19 protein-coding genes are annotated in these 16,032 nt (G+C 62.8%); 9 read left to right on the top strand and 10 right to left on the bottom strand.

The window, feature by feature from the left end:
* Nucleotides 1-56: 56 nt before the first annotated feature.
* The 4 genes from ACZ5TB_RS03335 to ACZ5TB_RS03320 are packed head-to-tail and all read right to left on the bottom strand — an operon-like array spanning nt 57 to nt 2,770.
* Nucleotides 57-644, bottom strand: a complete 588-nt coding sequence (locus ACZ5TB_RS03335) for a gamma carbonic anhydrase family protein (protein ID WP_464792001.1) — start codon at nt 642-644, stop codon at nt 57-59.
* Nucleotides 645-648: 4 nt separating this feature from the next.
* Complete coding sequence (hemB, locus tag ACZ5TB_RS03330) at nt 649-1,644, bottom strand: porphobilinogen synthase (protein ID WP_464792000.1); 996 nt, start codon at nt 1,642-1,644, stop codon at nt 649-651.
* A 57-nt stretch (nt 1,645-1,701) separates the two neighbouring features.
* On the bottom strand, nt 1,702-2,193 hold the full coding sequence (locus ACZ5TB_RS03325) for a 2'-5' RNA ligase family protein (RefSeq protein ID WP_464791999.1): 492 nt from the start codon (nt 2,191-2,193) through the stop codon (nt 1,702-1,704).
* 37 nt (nt 2,194-2,230) lie between these two features.
* Complete coding sequence (locus tag ACZ5TB_RS03320; protein ID WP_464779357.1) at nt 2,231-2,770, bottom strand: redoxin family protein; 540 nt, start codon at nt 2,768-2,770, stop codon at nt 2,231-2,233.
* A 96-nt stretch (nt 2,771-2,866) separates the two neighbouring features.
* On the opposite strand from ACZ5TB_RS03320, the gene ACZ5TB_RS03315 reads away from it, so the two are divergent.
* The gene (locus tag ACZ5TB_RS03315; protein WP_464791998.1) at nt 2,867-3,286 is read left to right on the top strand and encodes a sugar transporter; all 420 of its coding nucleotides are present in this window, start codon (nt 2,867-2,869) and stop codon (nt 3,284-3,286) included.
* 87 nt (nt 3,287-3,373) lie between these two features.
* On the opposite strand, the gene mltG is transcribed toward ACZ5TB_RS03315, so the two are convergent.
* The 5 genes from mltG to fabD form a co-directional block, all read right to left on the bottom strand.
* Complete coding sequence (gene mltG / locus ACZ5TB_RS03310) at nt 3,374-4,345, bottom strand: endolytic transglycosylase MltG (protein ID WP_464791997.1); 972 nt, start codon at nt 4,343-4,345, stop codon at nt 3,374-3,376.
* A 10-nt stretch (nt 4,346-4,355) separates the two neighbouring features.
* Nucleotides 4,356-5,615, bottom strand: coding sequence for a beta-ketoacyl-ACP synthase II (gene fabF, locus ACZ5TB_RS03305; RefSeq protein WP_464791996.1), 1,260 nt, complete (start codon nt 5,613-5,615; stop codon nt 4,356-4,358).
* Between the two features lie 175 nt (nt 5,616-5,790).
* Complete coding sequence (locus tag ACZ5TB_RS03300) at nt 5,791-6,024, bottom strand: acyl carrier protein (protein ID WP_006950224.1); 234 nt, start codon at nt 6,022-6,024, stop codon at nt 5,791-5,793.
* Nucleotides 6,025-6,216: 192 nt separating this feature from the next.
* Nucleotides 6,217-6,957, bottom strand: a complete 741-nt coding sequence (gene fabG / locus ACZ5TB_RS03295; RefSeq protein ID WP_464791995.1) for a 3-oxoacyl-[acyl-carrier-protein] reductase — start codon at nt 6,955-6,957, stop codon at nt 6,217-6,219.
* Between the two features lie 18 nt (nt 6,958-6,975).
* Nucleotides 6,976-7,911, bottom strand: a complete 936-nt coding sequence (fabD, locus tag ACZ5TB_RS03290; RefSeq protein WP_464792476.1) for an ACP S-malonyltransferase — start codon at nt 7,909-7,911, stop codon at nt 6,976-6,978.
* A gap of 171 nt (nt 7,912-8,082) precedes the next feature.
* On the opposite strand from fabD, the gene ACZ5TB_RS03285 reads away from it, so the two are divergent.
* From ACZ5TB_RS03285 to rplI, 8 genes are all read left to right on the top strand, one after another.
* A complete protein-coding gene (locus tag ACZ5TB_RS03285; protein ID WP_464791994.1) occupies nt 8,083-9,531 on the top strand; it encodes an efflux transporter outer membrane subunit in 1,449 nt (482 codons plus the stop codon).
* Entirely contained in the window at nt 9,524-10,954 is a 1,431-nt protein-coding gene (locus ACZ5TB_RS03280; RefSeq protein ID WP_464791993.1) for an efflux RND transporter periplasmic adaptor subunit, read from the top strand. The genes ACZ5TB_RS03285 and ACZ5TB_RS03280 overlap by 8 nt, the downstream gene beginning before the upstream one ends.
* Nucleotides 10,944-11,657 (top strand): ABC transporter ATP-binding protein, encoded by a 714-nt coding sequence (locus ACZ5TB_RS03275; protein WP_464791992.1) that lies wholly within the window; start codon nt 10,944-10,946, stop codon nt 11,655-11,657. The genes ACZ5TB_RS03280 and ACZ5TB_RS03275 overlap by 11 nt, the downstream gene beginning before the upstream one ends.
* A 184-nt stretch (nt 11,658-11,841) precedes the next feature.
* A complete protein-coding gene (locus ACZ5TB_RS03270; protein ID WP_464792475.1) occupies nt 11,842-13,047 on the top strand; it encodes an ABC transporter permease in 1,206 nt (401 codons plus the stop codon).
* Nucleotides 13,048-13,169: 122 nt separating this feature from the next.
* Nucleotides 13,170-13,532: an RcnB family protein gene (locus ACZ5TB_RS03265; RefSeq protein WP_464791991.1), complete on the top strand. Its 363-nt coding sequence runs from the start codon at nt 13,170-13,172 to the stop codon at nt 13,530-13,532.
* A 227-nt stretch (nt 13,533-13,759) separates the two neighbouring features.
* Nucleotides 13,760-14,182: a 30S ribosomal protein S6 gene (gene rpsF, locus ACZ5TB_RS03260; protein WP_196225883.1), complete on the top strand. Its 423-nt coding sequence runs from the start codon at nt 13,760-13,762 to the stop codon at nt 14,180-14,182.
* A gap of 13 nt (nt 14,183-14,195) precedes the next feature.
* Nucleotides 14,196-14,420: a 30S ribosomal protein S18 gene (gene rpsR, locus ACZ5TB_RS03255; RefSeq protein WP_004212076.1), complete on the top strand. Its 225-nt coding sequence runs from the start codon at nt 14,196-14,198 to the stop codon at nt 14,418-14,420.
* Between the two features lie 13 nt (nt 14,421-14,433).
* The gene (gene rplI / locus ACZ5TB_RS03250) at nt 14,434-15,030 is read left to right on the top strand and encodes a 50S ribosomal protein L9 (RefSeq protein WP_464791990.1); all 597 of its coding nucleotides are present in this window, start codon (nt 14,434-14,436) and stop codon (nt 15,028-15,030) included.
* A gap of 189 nt (nt 15,031-15,219) precedes the next feature.
* Here the strand turns inward: rplI and ACZ5TB_RS03245 are convergent, their stop codons facing one another.
* Nucleotides 15,220-15,930 (bottom strand): helix-turn-helix domain-containing protein, encoded by a 711-nt coding sequence (locus ACZ5TB_RS03245; RefSeq protein ID WP_464791989.1) that lies wholly within the window; start codon nt 15,928-15,930, stop codon nt 15,220-15,222.
* Nucleotides 15,931-16,032: the final 102 nt, after the last annotated feature.

Genomic DNA, 16,032 nt, shown 5'->3' with positions numbered 1-16,032 from the left:
GTGAAGCCCTTCGACAAGCTCAGGGCGAACGGGGATGTCGGAAGGACCCTTTTCCTTCATCCCTCCGTCTTCAGCGCGCCTTTGTGGGCCTTCGCATTGTGGACATAGCGGTCAACGCCTTCGCGCATGTTAATCAGCGCTTCATCGCTCAAATCGCGCACATATTTGGCCGGGCGGCCGGTCCAGAGCTGGCGGTGTGGGACTGTGCGGTTGGGCGCTAACAGGGCTCCGGCTGCCAGCATTGCATCGCTTTCGATGACACAGCCGTTCATCACCACCGCGCCTAGGCCGACGAACGCCCGGTCCTTGAGTTCGCAGCCGTGGATCATCGCCATATGGCCGATCAGGACATCATCGCCGATGATCGTGGGCCAGCCGTCCGGCTTGGCGGGATCGGGGCCGTCGCAGTGGATGACGCTGCCGTCCTGAATATTCGTGCGCGCGCCGATGCGGATCGCGTTGACGTCGCCGCGCACCACGCAATTATACCAGATGCTGCTATCCGGCCCGATCTCCACATCGCCGATGATGCGCGCGCCCGGCGCGATGAAGGCGCTGGGGTGGATGACAGGCGTCTTGCCGCCAAAGGTCAGGATGGTGGCACCGGGATGATCGGCATGGGCGGCGTGCGGATGATCGGGCATGGCGTCAGGCTCCCAGCAGCCGCGCGGCGTGGAGCGCATGATAGGTGAGAACGCCCGAGCAACCGGCGCGCTTGAACGCAAGCAGCGTTTCCAGCACCAGCGCATCGCGATTGCCCACTCCCGCAGCGACGGCGGCTTCGATCATCGCATATTCGCCCGACACCTGATAGGCGAATACGGGCACCTCGAACCGGTCCTTCACCCGGGCGATGATGTCGAGATAAGGCAGGCCCGGCTTCACCATGACGCTGTCGGCGCCCTCCGCGAGGTCTAGCGCGACTTCGCGCAAGGCTTCCTCGCTGTTGGCGGGGTCCATCTGGTAGCTTTTCTTGTCACCCTTCAGCAGGCCGCTGGAGCCGACCGCGTCGCGGAATGGGCCGTAAAAGGCGCTCGCATATTTGGCGGCATAGGCCATGATCTGGACATTGGCGTGGCCTTCTTCCTCCAGCGCCTCGCGGATCGCGCCGACGCGGCCGTCCATCATGTCGCTGGGCGCGATGATATCCGCGCCCGCCGCCGCCTGATTGAGGGACTGGCCGATCAGGACATCGATCGTGGCGTCGTTGATCACATAGCCCTGCTCATCGAGCAGGCCGTCTTGACCATGGGCGGTGTAAGGATCGAGCGCGACGTCGGTGAGGATGCCGATGTCCGGCACGGCATCCTTGATCGCGCGGATAGCGCGGCACATCAGGTTGTCTGGATTGAGCGCTTCCTCCCCATCATCGCTGCGGCGGTCAGCCTGCGTGTTGGGGAAAAGGGCGAGGCAGGGAATGCCAGCGTCACGTGCTTCCCGCGCGCGGGCCACTATGCCATCGACCGACCAGCGCGAGACGCCGGGAAGGGACGCGATCGGCTCTTCCACCCCCTGCCCTTCGGTCACAAAGAGCGGCCAGATGAGGTCGCTTGGGTGCAGGCGGTTTTCGGCGTGCAGCGCGCGGGTCCAGGCGGCGGCGCGGGTGCGGCGCAGGCGGAGCGCCGGATAAGAAGCGTGGGTCATCGGCGGGGTTTAGGCCGCCCGGATCGCCCGATCAAGTTCCGCTGCCCCATGTCGGAGCTATGTAAGGATGCGGGTGGAGCGAAAACTCACCTTCTTGGCGAGATCCCACGATCCGTCGTCGCGATAATACCAAGCGGCTAGGCCCGCGATGCGGAGCGGGCGGGGTCGGAACTCTGCCTTCAACTGATCGGCAAGTGCGCGAGCGACCGAAGGCTCCACCTTGTTCTGGACGGTGATGTGCAGGCGGGGACGCGCTTGATCCTGCGGGGTGAGCAACCCCCAAAAAGCTTCGGCCAGTTCATCCCGGATGGCGAGCAGACCGTCACTATTAAGGCCAAATGCGACGCCCCGGCCGAGCAACATGACGCCGGTTATCATGGCGAGGGGCGACGGCGCTGCGCACAACCGCTTCATCCTATCGCTCAGTTCCGGCAGCAGCGTCGGCGGCAGATGATGGAACAGCGAAATATGGGCGGGCACCTTGTTGCGTTCCGGCGGGAAATGGGCGCGGCGGAGGCCATCCGCCCAGGCGAAGTCCTCCGCTCCCATAAGCGCCGTCGCTACGACCGGCGCGGTGCCCGTGCCTTCAGTCAGCCGGATGCTCCTTCAGCCATTGCAGCACCGGTTCCGGGCTCGTCTGGCCGTAGGGATCATCATCCTCCCCGATATCGTTGATGCCGGGCTCCTCGAACCATGCGACCACCTGACCGTCATCGACGACCATGGCGTAGCGCCAACTCCGATCACCAAATCCAAGATGGTCCTTCTTCACCAGCATGCCCATGCGGCGCGTGAAGTCGCCCGATCCGTCCGGCAGCAGCTTCACATTCCTGACGCCCAGATGCTTGCCCCATTGGTACATGACAAAGGCGTCGTTGACCGAGATGCAATAGACATCATCGACTCCCAGCGCCTTGAAATCGTCGTAGAAGCGTTCGAAGGCGGGACATTGTTCGGTCGAACAGGTCGGGGTGAAGGCGCCGGGCAGCGAGAATACGACTACCCGCTTGCCCTTGAAAAGGTCGCCCGTCTGGACATCCTGCCAGCGGAAAGGATTGGGGCCGCCGACGCTTTCATCGCGCACGCGGGTCTTCAGCGTTACATCAGGTACGGAACGTCCGAGCATTTCATCATCTCCCGGTCAGCATCGCTTTCACGCGGTGAAACGCATCTATATGATGGTCGGCTACGTGGGCAAAGGCTTCAGGGAGGCGAAACTCATATGAGCGCGTCACGATCCTTCAAATTCATCGCAATCGGCCTGCTGATCTGGAATTTGATCGGCGTGGCGGCCTTTGCCATGCAATATGGCGCTGATCTGGCGGCGCTGGCGGAAAGCGATCCCTACACCGCCCGCATCTTTGCAGGGATGCCGGATTGGGCTTGGGCGGCCTATGCCGTCGCGGTGGGCGCAGGCACGGCCGGAGCCATGTTATTGTTGCTGCGAAAGGCGGCAACGGTGGCGTTGTTCGCGCTGTCGATGGTCGCTGTCGTGGTGCAGTTCGGGTACAGCTTTTTGGGCACCGATTTGTGGGCGGTGAAGGGCGCGGCGGCGGCGGTGTTTCCGGCGGTGATCTTCGCTGTTGCGGTTGGGCAGTGGCTTTATGCCGTTCGGTTGAGGGCGAGGGGTGCGCTACGGTGATTAGCGGAGGAGGTGCTATTTCCCCTCCACCACCGCTTCGCGGCGGTCCCCCTCCCCACGCTACGCGCAGGGAGGATTAGGTGGTTTTCAAAGCTCTCCGCGTGCGCGGCGGATTTCGAACCATTTGCGGACATTCTCATTATGCTGCTGGAGCGTGTCCGCAAAGATATGGCCGCCCTTCCCATCAGCGACGAAATAGAGCGCCTTTGTTTCGGCGGGATGCAGTACGGCCAGGATCGACAGCTTGCCCGGATTGGCAATCGGCCCCTTGGGCAGGCCCGTCATCGCGTAGGTGTTATAGTCGTTGACCGCAGCGATCTCCGACTTTTTGATGCGACGGCCAAGCGGCTTGCCCTTGGTGATCGGGTAAATGATCGTCGGGTCGGCCTGAAGCATCATCCCGGCCTTCAGACGATTGCCATAGACGCCCGCGACGGTGGGCCGTTCAGACGGGACGGCGGTTTCCTTTTCCACGATGCTGGCAAGAATGATCGCCTCTTTGGGCGATTTCGCCACGCTGTTGGGCGCGCGTTCGGCCCATAGCTTGGCGAGAGCGCGCGTCATCGCGTCCTGCATACGCTTGAGCACAGCGACGCGGCTTTCGCCCTTGTCGAACGCATAGCTGTCGGGAAGCACGCTGCCCTCAGCAGGGACCGAGACATCCCCAGTCAACTCGTCATTCGCCATCAGCCGTTCATGGACCATTATGGAAGGCATGCCCTCCGGTATGGTGACCAGCCGGGTCAGAGTCTTGCCACCCTGAAGGATGGAGAAAATGTCGGCGTTGCTGGCGCCCTTGGGGATTAGAAATTCGCCCGCCTTGATCGACTTTCCACGCCCGAACACCTTGGTCCGGATGAGGAATGCGTCGGCTGAACGCACCACGCCCGCCTGTTTCAGGAGGACGGCGGCATCCGCGACGGTGGCCCCATCGGGCACGATGACAGTGACGTCGCGCGGCGCAGGCCCCGCTTCGGTCCAGCCATAGACGAAGCGGAACGCCACGAAGGCGGCGACGGCCAGGCCGATCGCAAGGATAACCAGCCCGAACCGCCGCATGGCTCTGTCCTCAGATCGCCTTCATGATGAGCGACGCATTGGTGCCGCCAAAGCCGAAGCTGTTGTTCAGCACGGCGCGCACCTTGCGCTCCTTCGCCACATGGGGGACGAGATCGACACCCGCGCAGCTTTCGCTCGGTTCGTCGAGGTTGAGCGTTGGGGGCACGATCTGGTCGCGGATGGCGAGGATGCAGAAGATGCTTTCCACCGCGCCCGCGCCGCCGAGAAGATGGCCGATGGCCGACTTGGTGCTGCTCATCGACATGGTCGAGATATTGTCGCCGAACAGGCGCTTGACCGCGCCCAGTTCCAGTTCGTCGCCGAGGGGGGTCGATGTGCCGTGGGCGTTCACATAGTCGATGTCAGCGAGGCTGAGACCCGATTTCTTGAGCGCCATCTCCATCGAACGGTAGCCGCCGCTACCCTCTGGATGCGGGGCGGTGACATGATAGGCATCGCCGGACAGGCCATAGCCGATGACTTCGGCATAGATGTGAGCGCCGCGCTTCTTGGCATGCTCATATTCTTCGAGCACGACCACGCCCGCGCCTTCGCCCATGACGAAACCGTCGCGGTTGACGTCATAGGGACGGCTCGCCTTTTCGGGCGTGTCGTTGAAGGCGGTCGACAGCGCGCGCGCCTGGGCGAAACCTGCGATGCCGATCGGGCAGATCGCGCTTTCGGCGCCACCCGCAAGCATAACGTCGGCGTCGTCCATCGCGATCATGCGCGCAGCGTCGCCGATCGAGTGCGCACCGGTCGAGCAGGCGGTGACCACCGCATGGTTGGGACCCATCAGACCGTACTTGATCGAAACCTGGCCGGAAATCAGGTTGATGAGGCGGCCATGGACGAAGTGCGGGCTAACGCGGCTCGGCCCCTTGTTGGCCAGCACCAGCGATTCGCTTTCGATGCCCGGCAGGCCACCGATCCCCGAACCGATGGAGCAACCGGCGCGCAGACGCTCTTCCTCGCTCATATTGTCGAGGCCCGCATCGCGCAGCGCCTGGCTGGCGGCGGAAATGCCATAGACGATGAAGGGATCGACCTGACGCTGGATCTTGTGATCCACGTCCAGGCTCGGATCATAGCCATATTCATGGTCGGCGGGCTTCACTTCGCAGGCGATGCGGCACTTATATTCGCTGGCATCAAAGCGCGCGATCGTCGCCGCGCCGGACTTTGACGCGAGGATATTCTTCCACGTGGTTTCGACATTCCCGCCAAGCGGGCTAACCATGCCGAGGCCGGTTACGACTACGCGACGCATATATCTGCTCCGAAAATCTTCATAGGTTTGGCCCGCTCCTTAGCTGCTTCGAGAGCGCTTGTGAACGGTGCACCAGATACGAAAAGGCTCCCCAAGACCGGATTCGCCGGACAGGAGGAGCCATTTCCTTCAAAAAACGCAGGCAGCCGACCCCCCGGTCAGCCGCACAACATTCTTACTGCTTGCTGTCGATATAATCGATCGCATCCTTGACGGTGCCGATCTTCTCAGCCGCGTCGTCGGGGATTTCCACGCCGAATTCTTCTTCGAACGCCATCACCAGCTCGACGATGTCGAGGCTGTCTGCGCCCAGATCATCGATGAAGCTTGCATCCTCGGTCACCTTTTCGGCTTCGACGCCCAGATGTTCGACGACGATTTTCTTAACGCGATCCGCGGTCTCACTCATGAGTGGTCCTTTTTTACTGGGTATCGTTGAGGTTGTGAATATTTGTTAAGGCATGCCCTAGAGGCAAGCCCCGACGGAGGCAAGAGGCAAGAAAAGATCGAAACGCATGATTCCCGCCCCTCCATGCGCCTGAATGGCACATTGCCGCCCGATTGGGACGGATCGGCGAGCCCTTTCAGCCTCTTGCGAGGGTCAGATCATCGCCATGCCGCCATTAACATGCAGGGTCTGGCCCGTGACATAGCCTGCCTCGCGGCTGGCGAGATAGACAACCGCAGCGCCGATATCCTCACCAGTACCGAGGTCGCCCGCAGGTATCTTCTGAAGGATGGCACCCTTCTGCGCGTCATTCAGCGCATCGGTCATGGCCGAACGGATGAAGCCGGGCGCGACGCAGTTGACGGTGATCCCCCGGCTCGCCAGTTCCTGGCCGAGCGACTTCGACATGCCGATGATGCCTGCCTTTGACGCGGCATAATTGGCCTGGCCGGGATTGCCGGTGACACCGACGATTGAGGTGATCGAGATGATGCGGCCGAAGCGCGCCTTCATCATCGGCTTGGCAGCGGCACGGGCAAGGCGGAAGGCCGCTTCCAGATTGACCGAGATGACATCGGACCATTCCTCATCCTTCATCCGCATGATGAGGTTGTCGCGGGTGATCCCGGCATTGTTGACGAGAATGTCGATCTTGCCGCCCAACGCTTCGACCGCTTGAGCGACGAGGGCATCGACGGCCGCTGGATCGGACAGATTGCAGACCAGCGTCTTGTGATCGCCGCCCAACTCAGCAGCGAAGGCCTTGAGCTTCTCCTCATTGCTACCCGAAAGCGCCAGCGTCGCACCCTGCGCCGCGAGTGCGCGGGCGATCGCTGAACCGATGCCACCCGATGCGCCGGTCACCAGCGCGGTCATGCCTGTCAGATCGAACATAGCTTTTTTATCCTTATCTTAGAGAGCGGCGAGCGCCGCCTCGATGTCGTCCATGGTGACGACGCTGCGGACGGTGGCGTCGGGGGCGATGCGCTTGACCATAGGGCCGAGCACCTTGCCGCCAAGTTCGACGAACTCGGTCACGCCCGCGTCCCACATGGCAGCGACGGATTCGCGCCAGCGGACGCGGCCGGTCACCTGTTCGACCAGGCGGCGCTTGATTTCCTCCGGGTCCGCGATGGGCGCGGCGAGGACGTTGGCATAGACGGGGAGCAGCGGGGTGTTGATCGCTGCCTTAGCCAATGCCTCATCCATCGCTTCGGCAGCGGGCTGCATCAACGGGCAGTGGAAGGGTGCCGAGACGGGCAGCAGCACGCCGCGCTTGATGCCATGGTCCTTCACCAGGGCGACCGCGCGCTCGATCGCGCCGCGATGGCCGGAAATCACCACTTGGCTCGGATCATTGTCGTTGGCGACGGTGCAGACTTCGCCTTCCGCAGCGGCGTCGGCCAAGCCTTGCGCCTTTTCGATGTCCGCGCCGAGCAGAGCCGCCATTGCGCCCTCGCCCACCGGAACAGCCGCCTGCATGGCCTGACCGCGCAGCTTAAGGAGGCGCGAGGTCGTGCCGATGTCGAAGGCTTCGACGGCGCAGAGCGCGCTATATTCGCCAAGGCTGTGCCCGGCAACGAAATCGCCCTTCTCCGCCAGCGAGAAGCCGCCTTCGCGCTGCATTACCCGCAACGTCGCCAACGCATTGGCCATGATCGCAGGCTGGGCATTCTCCGTCAGGGTCAGGTCGCTTTCCGGACCTTCCACCATGATGCGGAACAAATGTTGCGACAGGGCGTCATCGACCTCTTGAAACAGTTCCTTCGCGGCCGGGCTCGCTTCGGCCAAAGCCTTTCCCATGCCAACCGACTGGCTACCCTGCCCCGGAAACAGAAATGCCCTCATCATTCACCTTCTGACGCAAGGACGCCTACAAAAGCGCCGTTTTTCAACATCGTTACACTTTGAGACACAAATGCCGTTGAGACATCAGGCCCCTTTCGGCAGTTTCCCTGACTGGACCGCCTTAACCCCCAAGGTGGCGTCCCTTTAACGACGACGGAGTGCAAGGAAAAGGTGCGATATCGCATTGGCTGGATAAGCGGGGCGGCGTTGACGCTCTCGGCCTGCGCGGCGGGACCTGACTATCGGGCGCCGCAACCGGCTGCCTTGGGTGTGCCGGGCAGCTATTATACCGCACCGGCGGGCGGCGCGCTGAGCGAAGCGGAGCTTGCGGGCTGGTGGACCCGGTTGAACGATCCGGTGCTGACAGGGTTGATCGACCAAGCGGCGGCCAACAACCTCGACATCGTGCAGGCGCAGGCGCGGTTGCGGCAGGCGCGGGAGTCACTTGTGCAGGCGCGGGCGGCCTTCCTGCCGCAGGTCAATGCGTCGGGGTCCGGCGGGCGTAACTATTCCAATCGCGGCGGCGGCACGCGCGTAATCGACGGCAATGTCGTGTCCACCGGATCGGATAGGTGGAGCAGTAGCTATTCGCTGGGTGCGAATGCGAGTTGGCAGATCGACCTGTTCGGGGAGTTGTCCCGATCGACCGAGGCGGCGCGCGCGGATCTGGCCGCGTCCGGCTATGACCTTGCCAATGTGCGGATGACCATCATAGCCGAACTGGTCACCAACTATATTCAGGCGCGGCAAGCGCAGGAGCAGTTGCGCATCGCTCGGGAAACGCAGGCGATCCAGCAGGATAATTATAATATCGCCAACTGGCGGCTTCAGGCCGGACTTGTTTCATCGCTGGATGAGCAGCAGGCCCGCGCCCAGCTTGCCCAGACGAACGCGGCGATCCCGCAGCTGGAGGCCAGCCTGCGCGGCAGCCTGAACCGCATTGCTGTACTGACCGGGCAAGCGCCGGGCGAGGCGACCCGCGCGCTGGAAGCCCCTGCTCCAATCCCGGTTGCTTCGACCATGATCGCCACCGGCATTCCCGCCGATACCCTGCGCCAGCGGCCCGACGTTCGGGCAGCAGAGAGGAATTTGGCGGCGGCGACAGCGCGGATCGGCGTGGCGCAGGCGCAGCTTTACCCGTCATTGGGGATCAGCGGGAATATCGGCACTAACGCGACCAGCATCAAAAGCCTGTTCGACATCATTACCGGCGGCGTGTTCGCCAATGTCGCGCAGGTCATCTTCGATGGCGGACGGCTCGCTTCCCAGGTGCGATCGCAAAGGGCGGCTACAGATGCTGCCTTTGCCGCCTATAAGCAGAGTGTGCTGACGGCGCTTGAAGATGTCGAAAATGCCATGACGTCCCTGAACAGCGCCCGCCAGCGCAAGGCCGAGTTCGCCACCGCCTTCGATGCGTCGAACAACGCCGCCCTGCTGGCGCGCAGCCAGTATCAGTCTGGGCTGATCGATTTCCAGACGCTTTCCAACACCGAAACCACGCTGTTGAACGCGCGCAATAGCCTTGCGGCTGCGCAAGCCGACGAGGCCCTTGCCATCGCCCAGCTCTACAACGCGCTGGGTGGCGGCTGGCAGAATATGGACAACCGCCCCAATGAGTGAAGATGTGAGCACGGACAAGGATCTGGACGAATTTCTCGGCGCGCGTCCCGAAAAGCCGTGGCGCAAATGGGTGGTGCGGGGTGCGGTCGGGCTGGCGCTGCTGATCCTGATCCTGCTGCTCGCCCGCTGTTTTTCGGGCGAGGACAAGCCGAACTTCGCCACGCGGGAGGTGCGACGCGGCGACTTGACGGTGACGGTGTCGGCGACCGGGAATCTGAAGCCCATCAATCAGGTGGATGTGGGCTCTGAACAGTCGGGCAAGATCACGCGTGTTTATGTCGATGTGAATGATCGCGTGACGAAAGGGCAGCGACTAGCTGAACTCGATACCCGGCGCCTTGTGGATTCGGTTACTCAGAACCGGGCACAGGTTACGGCGTCGCAGGCCAGTGTCAGCCAGGCGCAGGCGCAGGTCGCGCTGGCCAAGGCGACGCTCGACCGGCAACTGAACGTCTTTCGTCTGTCGGGCGGGCGCGTGCCTGCCAAGACGGAACTGGATGCGGCGCGGGCTGATTATCAGTCCGCTTTGGGCAATTTGCGGGCGCAACAGGCGCAAGTCAGTGTGTCGCGGGCTCAGCTTGCGACGGCGCAGACTAACCTGTCGATCGCGCAGATCGTGTCACCGGTGACCGGCGTCGTCTTGTCCCGCGACATCGAGCCCGGCCAAACAGTAGCCGCGTCCTTCAATGCCCCTGTGCTGTTCACAATCGCCGAAGACCTGACCAAGATGGAGGTGGAAGTCGCGGTCGATGAAGCCGATGTCGGTCAGGTGAAAGAAGGCCAAACGGCGACCTTTGCCGTCGATGCCTTTCCGGGCCGAACGTTCCCCGCGCGGGTGACGCGGGTCAATGTCGGCTCCAATGCTTCAAGCAGTTCCTCCTCCTCATCGGGGAGCAGTACGACGGCCAGCACGGCTGGAACTGTGGTGGCATACACGGCGGTCCTCGCCGTCGATAACAAGGATGAGACGCTGCGCCCCGGCATGACGGCAACAGCCGACGTCGTGACGCAGCAGTTGAGTGACGTTTTGCTGGTTCCAAACGCGGCGTTGCGGTTCAAGCCGAGTACGGGCGCGGGACAAGGCGGCGGCATTACGAGTCAGATCGTGCCCGGCCCTCGCCGCTTCCGCCGTGGCGGCGCCAACCGGCAGGTTAGCTTCGGTATTGGCAGCAGCCAGACTGTCTATGTCGTCGGCGAAGATGGCAATCCCAAGGCCGTGCAGGTGACAGTCGGCGCCAGCGACGGCGCGCGCACGGCCATCACTGGCGGCGGGTTGAAGCCGGGCATGCGGGTCATCACGGGCCAGCTGGCGGCGGGACAGGAACAGCCTGCCGAGGATAGCTCGAACGGTGGCGGCCAGCGGCGTGACCGTTCCGGTGGCGGCGGAGAGCCTCGCGGCACCGGCCGGCAGAATGGAAGCTGACGCAGTGGCTGATCCGATCATCTCCTTGCGCGGCGTCACCAAACTCTATGGTTCGGGCGCCACCGCCTTTCAGGCGTTGAAGGGTATCGACCTGGACATTGAGGAGGGGGATTTCGTCGCGGTCATGGGGCCTTCGGGTTCGGGCAAGTCCACAGCGATGAACATTATCGGCTGCCTCGACGTACCCAGCAGCGGGGAGTTCCTGTTCAAGGGACGCCATGTCGAAACGCTGGACCGCGACCAGAGGGCGCTGCTCCGCCGCCGCTATCTTGGCTTTGTGTTTCAGGGCTTCAACCTCTTGTCCCGGACGAGCGCGCTGGAGAATGTCGAATTGCCGCTTCTCTACCGGGGCGAGGACAAGAAGGCGCGTTATGATGCGGGCATGGCCGCGCTCGACAAGGTGGGTCTTAAGGAATGGTGGGACCATACGCCCGCTGAATTATCAGGCGGGCAGCAGCAGCGCGTTGCCATCGCGCGGGCGATCGTGACGCATCCTGCAGTGCTGCTGGCCGACGAGCCGACGGGCAATCTGGATTCGGAACGGTCGGTGGAGATCATGGAACTGCTGACCGACCTCAACCGGAACAGCGGCATTACCGTGCTGATGGTCACGCATGAACCCGACATGGCCGCCTATGCGCGCACGATCGTGCATTTCAAGGACGGGCTGGTGGAGCGGATAGATGCGGGGGTGAAGGTGTGAGGACTGTACGCCCCCAACCTTCTCCCTTGAAGGGAGAAGGATACGAAGCCTTGCTCGCGCCGCGAGCTAGGCGAAGTTGGATGAGGGTGAGAGGCTGCGCGCCTCCCCCTCACCCAGCTTCGGCTAGGCAGCAAGCTGCCAAGTCTGCGCAACCCTCTCCCCTGAAGGGGCGAGGGACGTGGAAATGCTAGGCACGACCGTCACCCTGGCGTTCCGGGCGATCAACCGGCACAAGCTGCGCAGCTTTCTGACGACGCTGGGCATCATCATCGGCGTGGCGGCGGTGGTCACCATGGTGACGCTGGGCAATGGCGCGACGGCGGCCGTGCGGGAGCAGATCAGCTCGCTCGGCGCCAACGTCTTGCAACTGCGGCCGGGCCAAGGCTTTGGCCGGGGCGGCGGCGGGCCGAGGCCACCCGACTTCAAGCCAGCCGACCTAACGGCGATCGAGAACCAACTGACGGGCGTCCGCGCCGTCGCGCCACTGGTGCAGTCCAGCGGCACAGCTATCTATGAAGGCAGCAATTGGTCGACCACCGTCTATGGCACAACCGCCGCCTATTTCGAGGTGCAAAGCTGGAAGGCTGACGCGGGCCGCCTCTTCATGCCGGAGGAGGAGGAAGCGGGCAAAGGCGTCTGCATCATCGGCAATACGGTACGCACGAACCTGTTCCAAGGGAGCGATCCGACGGGCAAGCGCCTGCGCATCAAGGGCGTATCCTGTCAGGTCATCGGCGCTTTGGCGACACGCGGCCAAGGGGGCTTTGGCGATCAGGACGATGTCGTCGTCATGCCGATCAAGTTCGTCCAGCGCCGCTTCACCGGCGACCGCGACATAAGCCAGATCATGATCGCGGTGGACGACGCTTATGACACCTCCACGGTACAGGCGAGCCTGGAAGAACTGATGCGCGAACGGCGCAAGGTGAAGCCGGGGGCGGACGATAATTTCAACGTGTTCGATACCAAGCAGATCAGCGACACGCTGACCGGGACGACCACCATATTGACTCAGATCGTGGCGGCGGTCGCGGCCATTTCGCTGCTGGTGGGCGGAATCGGCATCATGAACATCATGCTTGTGTCGGTGACGGAGCGCACGCGCGAGATCGGCATTCGCCTCGCCATCGGCGCTGTCGCGCGGGAGGTGCTGATGCAGTTCCTGGTGGAGGCGATCGTTCTGTCCTGCCTGGGTGGGCTGATCGGCCTGATCCTTGCCCTGATCGCCTCGGTCATCATTGCGCCGTTGATGCAGGTGCCCTTCATCTTCGACGTGAAGGTGAACATGATCGCCTTCTTCTTTTCGGCGGCGATCGGGGTGGTGTTCGGCTATTTCCCGGCACGGCGGGCGGCGGCGCTCAATCCCATCGACGCGCTGCGGCACGAATGATGCCTGTTACAATTTCAGACAGTTAAGCCGCATTCCCGGCACAAGCTTGCGACAAATCCCGCCTAAATCTGTCTTCAACGCCGGAGCAACGGCGCAACAGATTAAAGCAAGGAGCAAGCGAGATGATCAAGAAACTGCTGATGACGCTGGCCGCGACCACGATGGTCGCAAGCCCCATGGTCGCCGCGCAGGCGCAGGCCGCGCCGCATCGCGAAGTGACCCGCGTGGTGAAGCAAGGCCCGCATGGCCGCGCCGTGGTCAAGCACAAGACGGTCGTGCGCAAGAACGACTATCGCCGCTGGGGCAAGGGCCAGCGCTTCGACCGCCGCTATGCCCGCGATTATCGCGTGATCAACAATTATCGCGACTACCGCCTTAACGCCCCGCCGCGCGGTTATCACTGGGTCCGTTCCGGCAATGACGCAGTGCTGGTCGCGATCACCAGCGGGATCATCGGCGCGGTGATTGGCAGCGCGATCCGTTAAGGCTTCGCTCCACCGAGCAGCCAGAAAGCGCCCCGGGGATCTCTCTCCCTCCGGGGCGCTTTCTCTTGCGTCCACCCTTGCCAACCCGGCGCATTTCCGCCATAGGCGCCGCTTCGCGTGGGCCGGGGTGACTCGGGAACGCGCGGATGAGTGCTTGAGACGACAGCCGGAGGGGCGTTCCACATGGGGTGGGCGTCAGCGATCGGCCAACAGATGAGGCAATACCCATGGCTCTTTACGAGCATGTGTTCCTTGCGCGCCAGGACCTGGCACAGGCGCAGGTGGACGCACTGGCGGAAACCGCCACCAAGATCGTCGAGGATAATGCTGGCAAGGTGACCAAGGTGGAAACCTGGGGCCTGCGCAGCCTCGCCTACAAGATCGCCAAGAACCGCAAGGCTCACTATGTGATGCTGAACATCGACGCCCCCGCCGGTGTCGTCGCGGAACTGGAGCGCCAGACGCAGATCAACGAAGACATCATCCGCTACATGACCGTCAAGGTCGATGAGCTGGAAACCGGCCCGTCTGTGATGATGCGCAAGCAGGAACGCGCCGAGCGTGGTCCGCGCGGTGATCGTGGTGACCGTGGTCCTCGCGAAGATCGTGGCCCGCGCCGCGATCGCGATGAAGCCCCGGCTGGCGAATAAGGAGATCTGAAACATGGCACGCCCGTTTTTCCGCCGCCGCAAGAGCTGCCCCTTCGCCGCCAAGGATGCGCCGAAGATCGATTACAAGGACGTCCGTCTGCTGCAGGGCTTCGTGTCCGAGCGCGGCAAGATCGTCCCCAGCCGCATCACTGCGGTGTCCGCCAAGAAGCAGCGTGAGCTGGCCCAGGCCATCAAGCGCGCCCGTCACCTGGGCCTGCTGCCCTACATCGTGAAGTGAGGGAGTAAGACTCATGGAAATCATTCTCCTCGAACGGATCGAGAAGCTGGGCGCCATCGGTGACATCGTCACCGTGAAGGACGGTTACGCGCGTAACTTCCTGCTGCCCAACAAGAAGGCGCTGCGCTCCAACAACGCCAACAAGAAGGTCTTCGAAGCCAACCGCGCGAAGATCGAGGCCGACAACGCCGCCCGCCGTGGCGACGCTGAAAAGGCTGCCGAAGGCGTCAATGGCAAGCAGATCGTCCTGATCCGCCAGTCGTCGAACGCCGGTCACCTCTACGGCTCGGTCGCGGTTCGCGACGTCGTCGAGGCGCTGCACGCCGATGGCGTGACCAACGTCACCAAGGCGATGGTCGTGCTGGAACGTCCGATCAAGACGCTCGGCGTGTTCGACGTCAAGGTCGCGCTGCACCCCGAAGTTGCCGTCACCATCCAGGTGAACGTCGCTCGCTCGCCGGAAGAAGCTGATCTGCAGGCGCAGGGTGTCGACGTGATGGCCGACCTGTTCGAAAAGGACGAGGCTGGCTTCACCGAAGATTATGATCCGAACGCGGAACCCGGCGAAATCGCCGTGGAAGCGGAAGATGCTCCGGCTGAAGAAGCCTGAGTTTTTCTCACCGGACCAAAAAGAAAGCCGCCCCTCACCGGGCGGCTTTTTTATTGGATGGTCAGCGGGGTGCTGGAGGTTGCGATCCTGCTGGCATGTCATGCCTATTATTTACATAACTAAATCCGTTCGGGCAGGCTACGGACCAACGGTCGCATGGGAGCAAATTCGACCCCATCCGATGGCGCTTCAATAATCGATGCGGATCTGCACCTGCGAGACATCGACGCCTGCGTGTTTCGCGACTTCCCGCTTCGCTGAGTCGATGACATCATGAAGCTGCTGACCCAGACGGGCATTGCCCACCCCTGCGGAACCCTGCGGCGGCGCGACCGCCTCGCCCACAAGCAACTGCTGCTCGGTCAGGCCGAATGCCTGGGCGAGGGCGATCAGGCTCCTGCGCCGGGGCATGGTTTTGCCCACTTCCCACGCCCAGAGCGAGGGTTTGCTGAAACCCGTCAACTTGGACAACGCTTCCCGGCTGAGGCCGCGTTCGCGGCGCAACCGGCGCAGACGCGCAGGAAACATTTCAGGGCTTTGCGCATCGGCGGCATGATCGACCGGCCTGCCATTGCTGCGCACCGTGCTGCGAAGCCGGGTCGCACTGACAGCGGCTTGGGGGAGCGCCTCATCGAAACGGCATCCAAATAGCGGTTCATCCTGCCACACAACGCGGGCGGAGACGGAACCCGCTTCGGGCAGGGACAAAAGCACGCCTTGGCCAAGCTGTAGTTTTGAGCTCGTTTCAATCAGCATCCCCGCCGTGGAGATATCGTGAACCACGACGTCGGCTGATCCCTCACCCAGTGCTTCGGACACCTCAAGGCGAATGGGCCAACGAATATCGGCGCGCTTGTCGCCGGGTTCGGGGGATTGCTCCATGATCGGATCGATAGCCATGCTATGATACTCGCATTTAACGGGTTTACAGCAAGTTAATGCCTGAAGCGGGGTTGGACCGATCCGGGCCATTCTTCCCCCGCCCCATTCTGTTCAGCCGTC

This window comes from Sphingobium sp. TomTYG74 (assembly GCF_055393875.1).
This window is presented reverse-complemented; position numbering and strand designations above follow the sequence as displayed.

Coding starts and splice junctions, on each gene's coding strand:
- ACZ5TB_RS03335 (WP_464792001.1), bottom strand. CDS start 644: ATGCCCGATCATCCGCACGCCGCCCATGCCGATCATCCCGGTGCCACC.
- hemB (WP_464792000.1), bottom strand. CDS start 1,644: ATGACCCACGCTTCTTATCCGGCGCTCCGCCTGCGCCGCACCCGCGCC.
- ACZ5TB_RS03325 (WP_464791999.1), bottom strand. CDS start 2,193: ATGGGAGCGGAGGACTTCGCCTGGGCGGATGGCCTCCGCCGCGCCCAT.
- ACZ5TB_RS03320 (WP_464779357.1), bottom strand. CDS start 2,770: ATGCTCGGACGTTCCGTACCTGATGTAACGCTGAAGACCCGCGTGCGC.
- ACZ5TB_RS03315 (WP_464791998.1), top strand. CDS start 2,867: ATGAGCGCGTCACGATCCTTCAAATTCATCGCAATCGGCCTGCTGATC.
- mltG (WP_464791997.1), bottom strand. CDS start 4,345: ATGCGGCGGTTCGGGCTGGTTATCCTTGCGATCGGCCTGGCCGTCGCC.
- fabF (WP_464791996.1), bottom strand. CDS start 5,615: ATGCGTCGCGTAGTCGTAACCGGCCTCGGCATGGTTAGCCCGCTTGGC.
- ACZ5TB_RS03300 (WP_006950224.1), bottom strand. CDS start 6,024: ATGAGTGAGACCGCGGATCGCGTTAAGAAAATCGTCGTCGAACATCTG.
- fabG (WP_464791995.1), bottom strand. CDS start 6,957: ATGTTCGATCTGACAGGCATGACCGCGCTGGTGACCGGCGCATCGGGT.
- fabD (WP_464792476.1), bottom strand. CDS start 7,911: ATGAGGGCATTTCTGTTTCCGGGGCAGGGTAGCCAGTCGGTTGGCATG.
- ACZ5TB_RS03280 (WP_464791993.1), top strand. CDS start 9,524: ATGAGTGAAGATGTGAGCACGGACAAGGATCTGGACGAATTTCTCGGC.
- ACZ5TB_RS03275 (WP_464791992.1), top strand. CDS start 10,944: ATGGAAGCTGACGCAGTGGCTGATCCGATCATCTCCTTGCGCGGCGTC.
- ACZ5TB_RS03270 (WP_464792475.1), top strand. CDS start 11,842: ATGCTAGGCACGACCGTCACCCTGGCGTTCCGGGCGATCAACCGGCAC.
- ACZ5TB_RS03265 (WP_464791991.1), top strand. CDS start 13,170: ATGATCAAGAAACTGCTGATGACGCTGGCCGCGACCACGATGGTCGCA.
- rpsF (WP_196225883.1), top strand. CDS start 13,760: ATGGCTCTTTACGAGCATGTGTTCCTTGCGCGCCAGGACCTGGCACAG.
- rpsR (WP_004212076.1), top strand. CDS start 14,196: ATGGCACGCCCGTTTTTCCGCCGCCGCAAGAGCTGCCCCTTCGCCGCC.
- rplI (WP_464791990.1), top strand. CDS start 14,434: ATGGAAATCATTCTCCTCGAACGGATCGAGAAGCTGGGCGCCATCGGT.
- ACZ5TB_RS03245 (WP_464791989.1), bottom strand. CDS start 15,930: ATGGCTATCGATCCGATCATGGAGCAATCCCCCGAACCCGGCGACAAG.